Annotated in this window: 16 protein-coding genes; 4 read left to right on the plus strand and 12 right to left on the minus strand. The window is 68.0% G+C overall.

Annotated elements, in window-relative coordinates:
- Positions 1-2: 2 nt before the first annotated feature.
- Positions 3-1,085, plus strand: a complete 1,083-nt coding sequence (locus ACUYM2_RS15695) for an App1 family protein (RefSeq protein WP_481600891.1) — start codon at positions 3-5, stop codon at positions 1,083-1,085.
- On the opposite strand, the gene ACUYM2_RS15700 is transcribed toward ACUYM2_RS15695, so the two are convergent.
- From ACUYM2_RS15700 to ACUYM2_RS15715, 4 genes are all read right to left on the minus strand, one after another.
- A complete protein-coding gene (locus ACUYM2_RS15700; protein WP_481600892.1) occupies positions 1,082-2,641 on the minus strand; it encodes a glycoside hydrolase family 1 protein in 1,560 nt (519 codons plus the stop codon). The genes ACUYM2_RS15695 and ACUYM2_RS15700 overlap by 4 nt on opposite strands.
- Before the next feature lie 116 nt (positions 2,642-2,757).
- Positions 2,758-3,147 carry a hypothetical protein gene (locus ACUYM2_RS15705; RefSeq protein ID WP_481600893.1) on the minus strand — a complete coding sequence of 130 codons (390 nt, stop codon included), beginning with the start codon at positions 3,145-3,147 and terminating at the stop codon, positions 2,758-2,760.
- 70 nt (positions 3,148-3,217) lie between these two features.
- Entirely contained in the window at positions 3,218-3,610 is a 393-nt protein-coding gene (locus ACUYM2_RS15710) for a J domain-containing protein (RefSeq protein ID WP_481600894.1), read from the minus strand.
- Between the two features lie 119 nt (positions 3,611-3,729).
- Positions 3,730-4,155 carry an Hsp20/alpha crystallin family protein gene (locus ACUYM2_RS15715; RefSeq protein ID WP_479782520.1) on the minus strand — a complete coding sequence of 142 codons (426 nt, stop codon included), beginning with the start codon at positions 4,153-4,155 and terminating at the stop codon, positions 3,730-3,732.
- Positions 4,156-4,300: 145 nt separating this feature from the next.
- On the opposite strand from ACUYM2_RS15715, the gene ACUYM2_RS15720 reads away from it, so the two are divergent.
- A complete protein-coding gene (locus tag ACUYM2_RS15720) occupies positions 4,301-4,588 on the plus strand; it encodes a MerR family transcriptional regulator (protein WP_481600895.1) in 288 nt (95 codons plus the stop codon).
- A gap of 29 nt (positions 4,589-4,617) precedes the next feature.
- Here the strand turns inward: ACUYM2_RS15720 and ACUYM2_RS15725 are convergent, their stop codons facing one another.
- On the minus strand, positions 4,618-5,400 hold the full coding sequence (locus tag ACUYM2_RS15725) for a phosphatase PAP2 family protein (RefSeq protein ID WP_481600896.1): 783 nt from the start codon (positions 5,398-5,400) through the stop codon (positions 4,618-4,620).
- Between the two features lie 121 nt (positions 5,401-5,521).
- Here ACUYM2_RS15725 and ACUYM2_RS15730 point away from each other — a divergent pair, with 121 nt between their 5' ends.
- Together ACUYM2_RS15730 and ACUYM2_RS15735 are read left to right on the plus strand one after the other, a co-directional pair.
- On the plus strand, positions 5,522-6,619 hold the full coding sequence (locus ACUYM2_RS15730) for a DNA alkylation repair protein (RefSeq protein ID WP_481600897.1): 1,098 nt from the start codon (positions 5,522-5,524) through the stop codon (positions 6,617-6,619).
- Between the two features lie 117 nt (positions 6,620-6,736).
- Positions 6,737-6,946 (plus strand): hypothetical protein, encoded by a 210-nt coding sequence (locus ACUYM2_RS15735; protein WP_481600898.1) that lies wholly within the window; start codon positions 6,737-6,739, stop codon positions 6,944-6,946.
- Between the two features lie 110 nt (positions 6,947-7,056).
- On the opposite strand, the gene manD is transcribed toward ACUYM2_RS15735, so the two are convergent.
- The 7 genes from manD to ACUYM2_RS15770 form a co-directional block, all read right to left on the minus strand.
- Positions 7,057-8,286 carry a D-mannonate dehydratase ManD gene (manD, locus tag ACUYM2_RS15740; protein ID WP_481600899.1) on the minus strand — a complete coding sequence of 410 codons (1,230 nt, stop codon included), beginning with the start codon at positions 8,284-8,286 and terminating at the stop codon, positions 7,057-7,059.
- 62 nt (positions 8,287-8,348) lie between these two features.
- Positions 8,349-9,344: a sugar kinase gene (locus tag ACUYM2_RS15745; RefSeq protein WP_481600900.1), complete on the minus strand. Its 996-nt coding sequence runs from the start codon at positions 9,342-9,344 to the stop codon at positions 8,349-8,351.
- Positions 9,341-10,015, minus strand: coding sequence for a bifunctional 4-hydroxy-2-oxoglutarate aldolase/2-dehydro-3-deoxy-phosphogluconate aldolase (locus tag ACUYM2_RS15750; RefSeq protein WP_481600901.1), 675 nt, complete (start codon positions 10,013-10,015; stop codon positions 9,341-9,343). Before ACUYM2_RS15750 ends, ACUYM2_RS15745 begins: the two co-directional genes overlap by 4 nt.
- 5 nt (positions 10,016-10,020) lie before the next feature.
- Positions 10,021-11,169 carry a galactonate dehydratase gene (gene dgoD, locus ACUYM2_RS15755; RefSeq protein ID WP_481600902.1) on the minus strand — a complete coding sequence of 383 codons (1,149 nt, stop codon included), beginning with the start codon at positions 11,167-11,169 and terminating at the stop codon, positions 10,021-10,023.
- 7 nt (positions 11,170-11,176) lie between these two features.
- Entirely contained in the window at positions 11,177-12,070 is an 894-nt protein-coding gene (locus tag ACUYM2_RS15760; protein ID WP_481600903.1) for a carbohydrate ABC transporter permease, read from the minus strand.
- The gene (locus tag ACUYM2_RS15765; RefSeq protein WP_481600904.1) at positions 12,067-13,029 is read right to left on the minus strand and encodes a carbohydrate ABC transporter permease; all 963 of its coding nucleotides are present in this window, start codon (positions 13,027-13,029) and stop codon (positions 12,067-12,069) included. The genes ACUYM2_RS15760 and ACUYM2_RS15765 overlap by 4 nt, the downstream gene beginning before the upstream one ends.
- Before the next feature lie 110 nt (positions 13,030-13,139).
- A complete protein-coding gene (locus tag ACUYM2_RS15770; RefSeq protein WP_481600905.1) occupies positions 13,140-14,432 on the minus strand; it encodes an ABC transporter substrate-binding protein in 1,293 nt (430 codons plus the stop codon).
- Between the last annotated feature and the right edge of the window lie 48 nt (positions 14,433-14,480).

A 14,480-nucleotide genomic window follows, 5' to 3' on the forward strand; every position in this document is an offset into this window, starting at 1 on the left:
GTATGGAATTGGCGTCGCAGCAGTCAGCGCAGGAACCACCGCGGGAGAACAAAGTCTCGGGAAGCCAGGCTTTCCGGCTGGCCCACCTGGTCTCGGACACGGTCAACCATTTCCGGCTGAAGGCGGCCAGGCGCTGGAAGTTCGCCCCGCAAACCATCGCGTACCAAGGCTACGGGTCCACCGAGTGGGTCCGGGTCCTCGGCCGCGTGCTGCTCACCAGCAAGCCCGCCCCGGGCAGCCGGGCGGCGGAGGCGGCGGAAAACGGCAACCAGAATGTCCGCGGCTGGCGCGCCTTCACGTCCGTACCGATCCAGTTCGTTGAGGTGGATATCGAGATCGGCGGGACCACCACCACCGTGCACGCTGACCGCGGCGGGCTCGTGGACACCGTGGTCAAGGTCCAGCTCACGCCCGGCTGGCATACCGCCGTGCTGCGCGCCGAAGGGACCGAGCCGGCGGAGGCGAGAATCTATGTCATCGCCCCGGACACCAAGCTGGGCATTGTCTCCGACATTGACGACACCATCATGGTCACCGCCCTCCCCCGGCCCTTCCTGGCCCTGTGGAACACCTTCGTCCTCAACGAACGCGCCAGGATGGCCACCCCGGGCATGGCCGTCCTGATGGACCGGCTGCTGGTGGAGCACCCCGAGGCGCCGGTGATCTACCTGTCCACCGGGCCGTGGAACGCGGCGCCGACGCTGGCCCGCTTCATCACCCGCAACATGTACCCCACCGGGACCCTGCTGTTGACCGACTGGGGCCTGACCCATGACCGCTGGTTCCGCAGCGGCCAGGACCACAAACGGCGGAACCTGGAGCTGCTGGCCAAGGAATTCCCCAACATGCGCTGGCTCCTCTTCGGCGACAACGGCCAGCACGACGAGGCCATCTATTCGCAGTTCGCCCGGGACCACGGCGACCGGGTGGCCGCGATCGGCATCCGCCAGCTCTCCACCGGAGAGGCGGTGCTGGCTGGCGGCCATTCCGAGAACGGCGACCACACCGGCTCCGCTGTGCCGTGGGTCTACTCGCCCGACGGCGCCGGCATGGCCAAGCGCCTGCAGGAGCTGGACATCCTCTAGCCGGCGGCCGCGCTCCCTGCACCGGCTCCGGCCGCGGGAGTTTCGACGTCGACGGCGGCAGCTTCCGCCGTGCCCGCGGCACCGTCAGCTTCCGCGGCGTCCGTCCCGCCGCCGGACGCGTTCCGGGCCGCGATCAGCTCCCGGATCCAGTAAAAAGAGGCCTTCGGCGTGCGGACCATGGTGTCCCGGTCCACGTGCAGCAGGCCGAACTGCTGCTTGTAGCCGGCGGACCATTCGAAGTTGTCCAGCAGCGACCACACATAGTAGCCGCGCAGGTCGATCGATTCGGCCGTGCCGCCGGGCGAGGTCGCCTCGATGGCGGCCCCGATGTGCTCGGCGAGGTACCGCACGCGCCGCTCGTCCGGCACGATCAGGCGGCCCTCGGCGTCGTGGATTTCCAGGTCCTCGAAGCTCGCCCCGCCCTCGGTGATGTAGACCGGGGGCAGGTTCGGGTAGCGTTCCGCCATTTCCGCGAGCGCGACGGCCATGTAGTCCGGCTTGATCGGCCAGCCGTAGGCGGTGATCTCGGTATCCGGGAAGCTCTGGATGTGGAAAGGCGTTCCGGATCCGCCACCGTTCAGGTCGTTGCCCATGGCCTCGGCCATGCCCTCGGGCACGGTGCCCTCGCCCGGCCCGGCGGCCACGCGGGTGGGCATGTAGTAGTTCAGCCCGTAGAAGTCCAGGGGTTGCGAGATCAGCTCCATGTCCTCGCTGGACGGGCTGAAGGAGGAGAAGAAGGTGGCGGCCCTGATGGCGTCCGGGTACTTGCCCAGCAGCACCGGGTCCGCGTACAAGCGGTTCTGGGCCATGTCCATCAGCCCGGCGCTGACCTTGTCCAGCGGGTTGCCGGAGGCCGGGACCATCGGCGAATAGACGTTGGTGAGGCCGATGTCGCCGGGCACCTTCGCCGCCCGCAGCGCCTGCATCGCCAGCCCGTGGCCGAGCAGCTGGTGGTGGACGCTGGGCAGCGCCTTGAGCATGTGGGATTCGCCCGGGGAGTGCACGCCCAGCATGTATCCGTTGGCACTCACCGTGGCCGGTTCGTTGATGGTCACCCAGCGGGCCACCCGGTCCCCGTACGCCGCGGCGGCGATGGCTGCGAATTCTCCCAGCCGGTAGGCGGTGTCCCGGTTCATCCAGCCGCCGGCCTCATCCAGCTCCAGCGGGGTGTCCCAGTGGTACAGCGTGGCCATCGGCGTGATCCCGTTGGCCAGAAGCAGGTCGATCAGCCGGTCATAGAAGTCCAGTCCCTTGGGATTGACCGGGCCGCTGCCGCCGGGCTGGATGCGTGGCCAGGACAGCGAGAACCGGTACGAATCAATCCCCAGTTCCTTCATCAGCGCCACGTCTTCGGGCATCCGGTGGTAGTGGTCGCAGGCGATTGCGGGGCTGTGGTCATTGACGATCGCGCCAGGGGTGGCCGCAAAGACGTCCCAGCCGGAGGGTCCCCGCCCGTCCTCGTCCAGCGCCCCCTCGATCTGGAAGGCGGCGGTTGCCACGCCCATGGTAAATCCGGGCGGCAGCAGGGCGGCCAGATCGTGGGCGGAAGCATTCATTGGCGGATCCCCTATGCAGTTGCGCTGATGGTTGATTGATTTTAGGCCCCGGCGGGGGGCCGCGCCACATTTGGCGCGGCGGTCCCCCGCCGGCGCGCCCCGCTGCCCAGCCCTGCTCAGTAGCTGCCGGCCTCCGGCCCGAAGAGGTACTCCTTGGCGTGCGCGACGGCTTTCTTGAACGCGTCATTCCGCAGGCTCAGCAGCTGTTCTGCGTCGTCCGCCGCGGGCTCGAGGTAGCCGGTGAACCCGGGCCTGAGCACCCAAATGTCCCCGGCGGGCGGCAAATAGAACACCCCGAACGAGCGGTGCTGGCTGTCCTCGGGGGCCCAGATGGGCACCACCGCCAGGGCCGCGCCGGTGTCCACGTTGATCCATTGCGCACGCGGGAGGGGCAACTCGTGGGCCTCCGGGTCCAGGAACGGTGCCGTGCCCTCGCCCCAGCGCTCCTCGAACCGTTCGTGGAAGGCGGGGATGAGGTGCGAGTCGTAACGCCGCCAGGCGCTCATGGCTGTACTCCTTCTTCTAGTCGTCGTGCCTGCTGCGGCCTGCTGCTGCACCGGTCACCCGGCGCCGGCGTCACTCCGGGCCCCGCTCCCACCGCACCGGGGTCACGCGCAGCACCGGCTGGCCGCTTCGGTGGTGGCGCACCGGAATGTCCCGGCCAACGGTGGAAGCGCCGGCGGCGGTGTCCCCGGCGCCGGCCGGCCGGGCCGCAGAACCGGCCGCAGAGTCATAGGCGGCCCGTGTTTCCGGATTCCGCAGCACCGCGAATGACTCGAGGATGCGGCGCACCTCCTCCCCGGCGTCGGGCATGGCCTCCGGCCCGCCGCCGGGCGCCGAACCGCCGGACGCTTCGACGTCGGGGTGGCGGCGCCGCATCAGCGCACGGAAGGAGCGCTGAATCTCGGCCGGGGACGCATCCGGCGCAACGTGCAACGCGGCGTAGAAGCCGCGCGGGTCGCGGTTCATCGGCTCACCTCCTGGCTGGCCGGACAGGCCTCGGGCCGATTATGCGGGGATCCGGCCGCACGTACCGGCAGGCCGGATCCCCGCACCGCCAGCGGTCCGGAGCTCCGCCGCCGGCGCTGTTACTTCCCGATCTCCTGCATCTTGTCCTGTGTGTGCGTGATTTCAATCTTCCGCGGCTTGGCCTGCTCCAGCACCGGAATCCGGAGCGTCAGGACGCCGTCGGCGTAGCTCGCCTTGACCTTGTCGGTGTCCAGCGTGTCGCCCAGGATCAGTTGGCGGCTGAAGACTCCGCGGGGCCGTTCCGAGGCGATCAGCTCAACGTTGGGCTGCGCCGGTTCGCGCCGTTCGGCCCGAACCGTCAGGACGTTGCGTTCAATGTCGAGATCCACCGAGTCAACGTTGACGCCGGGAAGATCGAACGCGACGACGAACTCGCCGTCCTCCTGCCACGCATCCATCGGCATGGCGGCGGGCCGCGCCGCCGTTCCAAAGACTTGCTGGGTCAGCCGGTCCAGTTCACGGAACGGGTCCGTACGCATCAACATCATTTCCCACTCCTTCATACGAGAGTCTTGAATTTCCTGCCTATCCAACCCGCAACTATCTGTGATGGTGGATATAGATTTTTTATAGCACCGGTGCCAAACTGATGCAACAGGAAATTTTCGACCAAACGAAGGGACGTGAGCCATGGCGGAACGTGAAGCCGACGTCGGGGTTTACGCGATCTCCGTGGTGGCGCAACTGGTCGGGACCGGGCCGCAAAACATCCGGCTGTACGAGCGCAGGGGGCTGCTGACGCCGGACCGCACGGCAGGCGGAACGAGGCAGTACAGCGAGACGGATCTGGCGGTGTTGCGCCGGATCAGCGAACTCTTGGACGAAGGCCTGAACCTCGCCGGCGTCGCCAAGGTGCTGGACCTGGAAGCGGCCAATGCCAAGCTCCGTGCGGAGCTTAAACGACGCGGGGCGCGCTGACCGGCAGCGCGCCCCGCGTTCGCCGCCGCCTACTCCGCGCCGGTCTCCTGCTTGGAGAGCTCGCCGGTGATCCGCTCCCCCGGGATCCTGGCGGTCCGCCAGGTGTCCAGCAGGATCACGGCGCCCAGGATCACGAACGAGATGGACAGCGAGGCGAGGGCATCGGTGGTCCAGTGGTAGCCCAGGTAGAGCCGGCTCAGCGCAGCGAAGAAGATCCCGATGCCGGCAACCGCGAAGCCCGCGACGGCGGCTTTCGGGTTCTTGCGGCGGGAAAAGACCAGGAATGCGGTGACCAGCAGGAAGTCGCAGGCGCCCAGGACGTGGCCGGACGGGAACGAGAAAGTAGAGTCCGCCCCGAAGAGCATGAGGTCCACGGGCGGCCGCTGCCGGCCGACCGAGCGGCCGATGATCTGCGCCAGGATGACACCGGTCAACATGGCCCCGGCCAGCACCATCGGCCGCCAGGCATGCTTGGCCAGCAGCCCCCAGGCCACCGTGAACACCAGGATGATGATCGGCAGCCCGACAGGGCCGAAGACAATGGCCAGGATGATCATGATGGTCGTGGCGGGCTCCCCGCGCACCGCCACGAGCCCGGAGCGGACCGGCTCGTCAACGGCGGTGATACCGCCGTGCTGCACCACGCTGAGCAGGATGAAGGTGAACAACACGACGCCGACGACCATGAGCCCGACGGCGATTCGGTAGAGGTTCCTCCGCGCATCCACGCTCATGTAGCGCTCCTCCACCACGAACTTGTCATGGAAGACCTGCCACCAGCCGGATGATTTCCCGGTTTCCTGCTCTGCCATTCCCGTATCCGCCTCTGCGCCGTGTGTGGACATTCCCACCGTGAAGAATATCCCGGTTCCGGTGCCCAGGGCGCGTCGGTCAGGCGTCAGGTCCCGGCCATCCCGCCGGTAACCTGAAGCCATGGGCGTCATGAATGAACTGATCAACCCCGGGGTGGTCGGCTCGCTGGAACGGATCCTTGCCGCTGCTTCCCCCGGCCACCGCTTCCCGCAGTTGGCCGGCACGGCCGGCCAGCTGGACGGACTGAGCCTGCGCGAACGCACCGACCTGCTCAGCGGCGCCATGCTCACCGACCTGCCCGGTGGGTACCCTGCCGCGGCGGCGGTCTTCCGCCGGGCGCTGCAGGACCCGGAGTTCACCGGCTGGATGATCTGGCCGGTCAGCGAGGCGGCGGCCACGCTCGCGCTTGCCCGGAGGGGTCCAGCCGATTTCGAGGACTGCTTGTCGCTGCTCGCCGAGCTGACCCCGCGACTCACGGGTGAATTCGCCATCCGGCGGCTCCTCGGCTCCGACCTGGACCGCGCCCTGACGGTCATTCAGCACTGGACCACCCACCCGGACTGGCAGGTCCGCCGGCTCGCCAGCGAGGGTACCCGGGCGTACCTGCCGTGGGCTATCCGGGTACCCGGGCTCACGGCGCGGCCGGCAGCAACCCTGCCGATCCTGGACGCCCTGTACCGCGACCCGGTCGAGGATGTCCGGCGATCGGTGGCCAACCACCTGAACGACCTGGCCCGGCATGCCCCCGACGAGGTGGTCGCCACCGCAGCGCGCTGGCTGGCGGAGCCGGACGCGAACACCGGCAGGGTGGTCCGCCACGGCCTGCGGACCCTGGTCAAGAAGGCCCACCCCGGCGCGCTGGGGTTGCTCGGATTCCCGCCGGCATCGCTCGCGGTGACGCCGCCCCGGCTCGACCGCACCGTCATCGAACTGCCGGGGGACCTGGGCTTCGACTTCGACGTCGCCAATATCGGCCCGGCGGAGGCCCGCATCGCTGTCGACTACGTGGTGCACTACGCCAAGGCCAACGGCGTCCTCGCGGACAAAGTGTTCAAGCTCGGCACGGCCGTCCTGGGGCCCGGTGAATCAAGGACGTTTTCGAAGCGCCATGCCTTCCGCCAGATGACCACCCGGGTCCACCATCCCGGCGATCACGCGCTGCAGCCGCAGGTCAACGGGGTGCGCTATCCGGCGGCCGAGTTCACGGTGCTGACCTGAGGTCCGGACGCGGCCACCGGCGCGACCGCGCGGTGATTTGACTCACATTTAAATCAGACGTTATCCTCGCTTCAGCCGTTGGACGCCACGGCAGCCACCTCCAGGAAAGACAGTGCGATGACGACAGCAAGCGAATGCATCGAGATCCAGGTCGATAACCGCCAGCTGCTGGACGACCGGCTCAATGACGCGGTCCAGGGGCTGCAGCGGCTCGCCATGCTCACGGGCACCCACGGCATCCTGCTGACCCGGCACAAGCCGGGCCACTACACCGCGGCGCTCTCTGACCAGGTCCCCTTCGGCATGACCCGGGAAGTCGTCGTCTAGGCAGCGGCGCGCCGGGCCGGGAACGACATGCCCCGGCCGCTAACAGACCAGGTCCCGGGCGGCTGAGCTGCGAATCGCCGCCCGGGACCTACTTTTGCTTCAGCTGCCGCTCACCAGTCGTGGACGGTTCCGTCGACAAGGCGGTTGTAGGGCAGGTAGGCCTGCTGGTACGGGTAGGCCGCGGCCGCCTCTTCGTTGAACTCGACGCCGATGCCCGGCGTCTCCCCCGGGTGCAGGTAGCCGTCCACAAACGTCATGGACTGCTCGAAGACCTCGTTGGTCTTGTCCGAGTGCTGCATGTACTCCTGGATGCCGTAGTTGTGGATGGCCAGGCCCACGTGCAGCTGCGCGGCGAACCCCACCGGAGAGATGTCCGTGGGGCCGTGGAAGCCGGACTTGATCTGGTACTGCGCGGCGAAGTCCATGACCTTCTTCAACGGCGAGATCCCGCCGAAGTGCGTGGACGCGGCCCGGACGTAGTCAATCAGCTGTTCCTTGATGATGGTCTGGTAGTCGTACACGGTGTTGAAGATTTCACCGATAGCCAGCGGGGTGGTGGTGTGCTGCCGGACCAGGCGCAGCGCCTCCTGGTTTTCGGCCGGGGTGCAGTCCTCCAGCCAGAACAGGTCGTAGGGTTCCAGCGCCTTGCCCAGCTTCGCGGCCTGGATCGGCGTCATCCGGTGGTGCCCGTCATGCAGCAGCGGGATTTCCGGGCCGAACTCGTTCCGGACCGCCTCGAACACCGTCGGCAGGTGCCGCAGGTAGGCCCGGGTGTCCCAGTCCTCCTCCAGCGGAAACGCGCCGCGCCCGGCAGGTTCGTAGTCGTACCGCTCCCCCGAGGCCTGCGCCTGCGCCGCAACCCCGTAGACGGCCTTGATCCCCGGCACGGCGGTTTGGATCCGGATCGACTTGTACCCGAGTTCCAGGTGCTCCCGGACCGAATCGAACAATGACTCCAGGTCCGAACCCGAGGCATGGCCGTAGGCCCGCAACCCGTTCCGGGACGCCCCGCCCAACAGCTGGTAGACCGGCATGCCGGCCAGCTTGCCCTTGATATCCCACAGCGCCATGTCCACCGCGGCGATAGCGGCCATCGTGACCGGACCGCGGCGCCAGTACGAAGACCGGTAGAGGAACTGCCAGGTGTCCTCGATCCGGTGCGGGTCCTTGCCGATCAGCAACTGCGCGACGTGTTCCTTCAGGTACGCCGCGACGGCCAGCTCACGGCCGTTGAGAGTCGCGTCGCCGATCCCGGTCACACCGTCCTCCGTGGTGATCCGCAACGTCACGAAATTACGCGTGGGGCTGGTAACAAAAACTTCGGCGGCAATGATTTTCACGGTCTGGTCCAGGCTTTCGGTGTCGGTCGGGGGGGGTATCCGGGGATGAGGTGCAGGGTGTCTTAGCGCTGGGTGCTTCCGTCCGGGGCGGCAACCAGCAGCGCCAGTTCCGCGGCGCTGGGCAGGCCGTCGCAGTCGCCGGCGGTGCTGACCGCGAAGGCACCGGCGAGGGTGCCGCGCTTGAGTCGGGCGGCGACGTCGCCGCCGTCGAGCAGGGCGGAGAGGTAGCCGGCGGTGAAGGCATCTCCGGCGCCCACGGTGTCGATACTGGTCACCGGGACGGCAGGGGATTCCCAGCGGCCGGCGGCGGTGTGGACGCCGGCGCCTGCGGCGCCGCGCTTGACCACAACCTCGCGGATGCCGCGGTCCAGCAGCTCGGCGGCCATGGCCAGTTCAGCGGACTCCGGGCCTGCTGTGCCGGCACTACTGCCAAGGGTGCCGCCAGTGACTCCACCGTCGGCGACGAGTCCGAGTTCGTCGTCGGAGGCCACCAGGACGCTGGCGTGCCGGGCGAGCGGGGTAAGGACGGCGCGGGCCTCGTCGCGGGACCACAGTTTGCTGCGGTAGTTGACGTCGAGGGAAACCACCAGGCCTTCGGCCGCGCCGCGGGCGGCTGCGTACTCGACCGCACGCCGGGCCTCCGGGCCGAGGGCTGCTGTGATGCCGGTCAGGTGCAGGACGCGCGGGCCGGCTGCGAAAGCCCGGTCCACGTCCTCGCGGCAGATCGTGGAGCCGGCGGAACCGGCTCGGTAGTAGTAGGCCCGGCTGATGTCCGCGGTGCGCCGCTCGAGGAACATCACCCCGGTGGCCCTGGCGGCATCCACCCGGTGCTGCACCGCGATGCCCTCGCTCCGCAGCTGGCGCAGGATGAATTCACCGTGCGGGTCCGCGCCGATGACGCCTGCCCAGGCGACGCTGTGGCCCAGCCGGGCGACGCCGACGGCGACGTTGGACTCCGCCCCGGCCACATGCATGCCCAGGCTGCCGCCGGCGGACAGCGGCCCCGCCGAGCGCAGCGAGACCATCGATTCACCCAGGGTGAGCAGGTCGACTGTCACCGGGCGGGCTCCGCGGCTGCCTGCCGGCCGTACCTGGCCGCCAGGCCGACGAAAGCGCGGGCCCGCTCGCGCATCGGGGCGAGGTTCCCGCCCGAGCCGGCGTCACCGAACAGCGGGCCGCCCAGGCCGACGGCGATGGCGCCGGCGTCCCAGTACCCGGCTGCCTCGTCCAGCCCGACGCCGCCCACGGCGATGAACGGGATGCCGGGGAAGGGGTCGCGGAGCGCCTTCAGGTAGCGGGGACCGCCGATGGAGGCGGGGAATAGCTTCACCGCGGTGGCGCCGCGGTTCATCGCCTCGTACGCCTCGCTGGGGGTCAGCGCCCCGGCGAGGATGGGGATGCCGAGGCGGGCGGATTCCTGGATGGAGCTGGCCAGCGACGGCGTCACCATGAACTGGCCCCCGGCGTCGGCAACCTCGTCGACATCCGCGGCGGTGAGGACGGTGCCCGCCCCGACGAAGCAGCCGGCGGGCGCCGCGGCGCGGACCGAGCGGATGGCCGCCAGTGCGTCCGGGGTGGTGAGGGCGATTTCGACGTAGCGGAAGCCTTCCTGCATGGCCGCGAGTGCGGCCTGGGCGGCGGCCCCACCGTCGGTGCCGCGCACGATCGCCACCAGGCGGGTCTCGCGGATTCCGGCCAGGAGGATTTCAGGGGTCAACTCGGAGGTCATGTCATTCACCATTCTGCGAAGGAGCCGTCGGGGTGGCGCCAGACCGGCCCGCGCCAGGCATGGCCGCGCTTGTCCGCGGCGCGGACCACGGCCTCGTCGATCTCGATGCCGAGGCCCGGCCCGGTCAGCCGTTCGATGTGGCCGTCGACGAATTTCAGCGGGCTCTTGTCCACCACATAGTCCAGGACCTCGGCGCCCTGGTTGTAGTGGATGCCGATGCTTTGTTCCTGGATCAGGAAGTTGGGCGTGGCAAAGCCCACCTGCAGGCAGGCTGCGAGCGCCAGCGGCCCGAGCGGGCAGTGCGGGGCCAGCTGGACTTCGTAGATTTCGGCGAGTGAGGCGATCTTGCGCACCTCGGTGATGCCCCCGGCGTGCGAGAGGTCCGGCTGCGCCACGGCGATGCCGGCCTGCAGCGCGGGCAGGAATTCCTGCCGGCTGTAGAGCCGCTCGCCGGTGGAGACCGGCGTCGTGGTCGAGGAGGTGAACTCGCGGAGCAGGTGGGTGTTTTCCGGGACCACGGGTTCTTCGAGGAAGAACGGCCGGTATGGTTCCAGCAGCGGCGCCACGCGCCGGGCGTTGGCCAGGCTGAAGCGGCCGTGGAAGTCGACGGCGACGTCGCGGTGGTCCCCGAGGACTTCGCGGGCGGCTGCGACCCGGCGGACGACGCCGTCGAGCTCCGCCACCGAGGCGATGGGGCTCATTCGGCCGCTGGCGTTCATCTTCACCGCGGTGAGTCCGACCGCCAGCTGCGCGCTGATCTGGTCCGCCACCTCGTTGGGTTCGTCCCCGCCCACCCAGCCGTACATCCGGATCCGGTCGCGGACGTGGCCGCCCAGGAGCTGGTGCACAGGGGTGTTGAAGTGCTTGCCCGCGATGTCCCATAGGGCCTGGTCCAGGCCGGAGACGGCGCTGGCCAGGATGGGCCCACCGCGGTAGAAGGAGCCCTTGGTCATGACTTGCCAGTGGTCCTCGATCCGGAGTGCGTCGTTGCCGATCAGCAGCTCGGAGAGCTGGTCGACGGCGGTGCGCACCGTTTCGCTGCGGCCCTCGCAGCTGGCCTCGCCCCAACCGACGATCCCGCTGTCGGTTTCGATCCGGACGAAGAGCCAGCGCGGGGCGACGAGGAAGGTTTCAATCCTGCTGATGCGTGTCATGTACTGCCTAGCCCTTGGTCGCGCCGGCGGTCAGGCCGGAGACGATGTACTTCTGCGTGAAGAGCGCAATGATCATGATCGGGATGGTGACCACGGTGGCGGCCGCCATCAGGCCGCCCCAGTCGATGCTGGCGTAGGAGACGAAGTCGAAGATCGCCACCGGCAGGGTCTTGGTCTTGGACCCGGAGAGCACCAGGGCGAACATGAAGTTGTTCCACGAGAAGATGAAGGACAGGATTCCGGCGGTGGCGACGCCGGCGACGGACAGCGGCAGGGTGATGCGGCGGAAGGCGCCGATCGGGGTGAGCCCGTCCACCTGGGCCGATTCCTCCAGCTCCAGCGGCATCGAATCGAAGTAGCTCATCATGATGTAGACGATCAGCGGCAGTGCGACGAACATGTGGCTGAGGATCAGCACCTCGAATCCGCCCACCATCTTCAGGTTGGAGAAAACGTAGTACCAGGGCACCAGCAGCGAGACGCCCGGGATGACGCGGGCCATCAGGACCACGAGGGCCGAACGGTGCATGGTGAAGCGGCTCATCGCGTAGGCCGCCGGGACACCGAGGACCAACGACAAGGCGGTGGAAACGAAGGCGACCCAGAAGCTGTTGAAGATGAAGATGAAGTAGTTGTTCCGGTCCAGCACGTTGGCGTAGTTCTCGCCCGTGGGAGTGAAGACGAACGACTTGGCAGTGTCGTAGATGTCCACGTTGGTCTTGAAGGACGCCAGCAGCATCCAGAACAGCGGGGCGAGCAGGAAGAGCACCACCACGACCAGCGCGGCAACCCGGAACACCTTGTAAGCGCGGGTGGCCAGCGGCTTGCGGCGGCGGGCGGCGGGGGCGCGCCCGGCGGCTGCGGGCGTCCGGGCTTCGGTGTTTTCGTTCAGGACGGTCATTTGCTTACCGCTTTCTTGCGCATGGTCAGCAGCCACATGGTGCCGATGATGATCATGAAGAACAGGATCAGCACCGCGGAGGAGAGCCCGTACTGGTTGTAGTCGAAGCTCAGGCCGTAGGCGTACACGTTGAGCGTTTCCACCTCGTGGAACGAGCCGCCGCCTTTGCCCTTGGTGGCGTAGAGGATGTCGAAGGTCTTCAAGGCGTCGATGCCGCGCAGCAGGATCGCGACAATCACGGTCGGCATCATGAGCGGCAGGGTGATGAAAAAGAAGCGCTGGAAGGCGTTGGCGCCGTCCATCCGTGCGGCCTCGTCCGGCTCTTCGGAGAGGGAGGTCAGTCCGGCGAGCAGGATCAGCACCACCATCGGGGTCCACTGCCATACGTCGATAAAAATCGTGGTGCCGAGGGCGGTGTCCTGCCCGGCGAGCCAGGGCTGCGCGGGGATGCCGACCAGGCCGAGCAGCTGATTGGCGAAACCGATGTTCGGATCGAAGATCAGCCGCCACATCATGCCGACGGCGACGGGGGTGGCGACCAGCGGCAGCAGGATGGCGACCCGGACCCATTTTTCGCCGCGGAAGGGCCGCCACAGCAGCAGCGCGATGCCCATGCCAAGAACGACCTCGCAGACCAGGGCGATGCCCGTGAATGAGAGCGTGCGGCCGACGGCGGGCCAGAAGCGATCGACGTCGGAGAGCACCGTCAGGTAGTTCTTCAGGCCGACGAAGTCCGATGCGGCGCGCACCGATCCCTGCGAGTCGGTGAGGCTCAGATACAGCGTCCAGGCCAGCGGGAAGATGATCAGGACGCCCACGAAGATCATGGCCGGCGCGGCGAAGAGCCACTTACGGTGCCGGTTGGCCCAGGCGGAGAAGTTGTCCCGCGGGCCGGTCGCGCGGGCCGTTGGGCGGACCGCGTTCCGGGAGTCGCCGCGGGAGGTGTTCAGTACAGACATGGTTCCCTAAGGAGTTGGGGGTGAAGTGACGAGCGTGGCCCGGCGGGACGGCGTGGCAGCCGCCCCGCCGGGCGTTGATACGTGGAGCGGTTCGCGTCGGGCGCGGTGCGCTACTTCTTTTCGCTGTCCAGGAACTTCTGGAAGGCCTCGTTGGCGGAGTCCGCGGCGGCCGAGGCATCGGCGCCGGTGATGCTGGCAACGATCGGCTCGCCGACGATTTCCCGGGCCCGGCCTACGGTGACGACCTGAGGGCGGTCGTGGCCGACGCCGTTCTTGGCGCTGGCGGCGATGGCCTCGGCCAGGTCCTTCGGGTAGGTGGAGGTTCCGGCCGGGTCAGCCCAGACCGAGGCACGCGGACCGGGGACGCCGGCCTTCTGCGCAGCCATGGTGCGGTCCTTGCTGGTAGCCCACTGGATGAACTTCCAGGCATTCTCCTGGTTGCCGGAGGCCTGGTTGATCGCCAGGCCCCAGGACGGGATGTTGTACGGCTTGGAACCGGCCGGGCCGGCGGGCAGTGCGGCGAAGCCGACCTTGTCCGCAACCTTGGACTTTGCCGGGTCGGTGGCGTTCTTGTAGAGCGAATCGGCCTCGGTGTAGAAGGCTGCCTTGCCCTGGGTGAAGATGGCCATCGCCTCGGGCCAGCTCATGTCGGTGCTGACGTTCTTGGGGCCGGAGTTCTTGATCAGACCGCCGTAGAAGGAGTAGGCCTTCTTTGCCGCGTCGCTGCCGATGGCGGACTTGCCGCTTTCGTCGGTGAAGTCGCCGCCGAAGCTGTAAAGGAAGCTGGAGAACTGGGTGACCGCGGCGGACTTGGCGGTGCGCGCCACGAAGCCGGCGGTGTCCGGGTTGGCTGCGGAGATCTTCTTCGCGGCGGCCTGGAGTTCGTCCATGGTCTTGGGGACCTGGAGGCCGGCAGCCTGCAGCAGGTCCTTGCGGTAGTAGAGGACTTCGCGTTCGGTGATGATCGGGACGCCGACGACCTTGCCGTCTACGGTGCTGGCCTTGACCGGACCCTCCTGGTAGTCCTTCCAGTCCCAGTTTGCGTCGGCGGAAACCTTGGACGTCAGGTCAGTGAGGTAGCCGTTCTTGGCGAACAGCTTGCCTTCCTGCAGCGGGCGGTACATCATGACGTCGATCTCGTCGCTGCCGGCGTTGAGCTTGACGTTGTACTGGTCCGAAAGCTGGTCCTCGCCGAGCTGTGTGAGTTCGACCTTGAGGCCGGTGGACTTTTCGAACTCCGGAATGGCTGCCTTGATGCCTTCGGTCCACACGTGGTTGGCGAGCGTGACCCGGACGGTGCCGGAGGCCTTTGCGTCGCCGCCTCCAGCACCGCCGCAGGCCGTGAGGCCAAGCGATAGTGCCGCGGCAACGGCCGCGTACTTCACAACTGAACGTCGCTTCATTACGACTCCCTTGTCTTCAGGGCCGGATCGTTCCAGCCACCCGCTGAT

The organism is Arthrobacter sp. SD1074B, assembly GCF_056780195.1.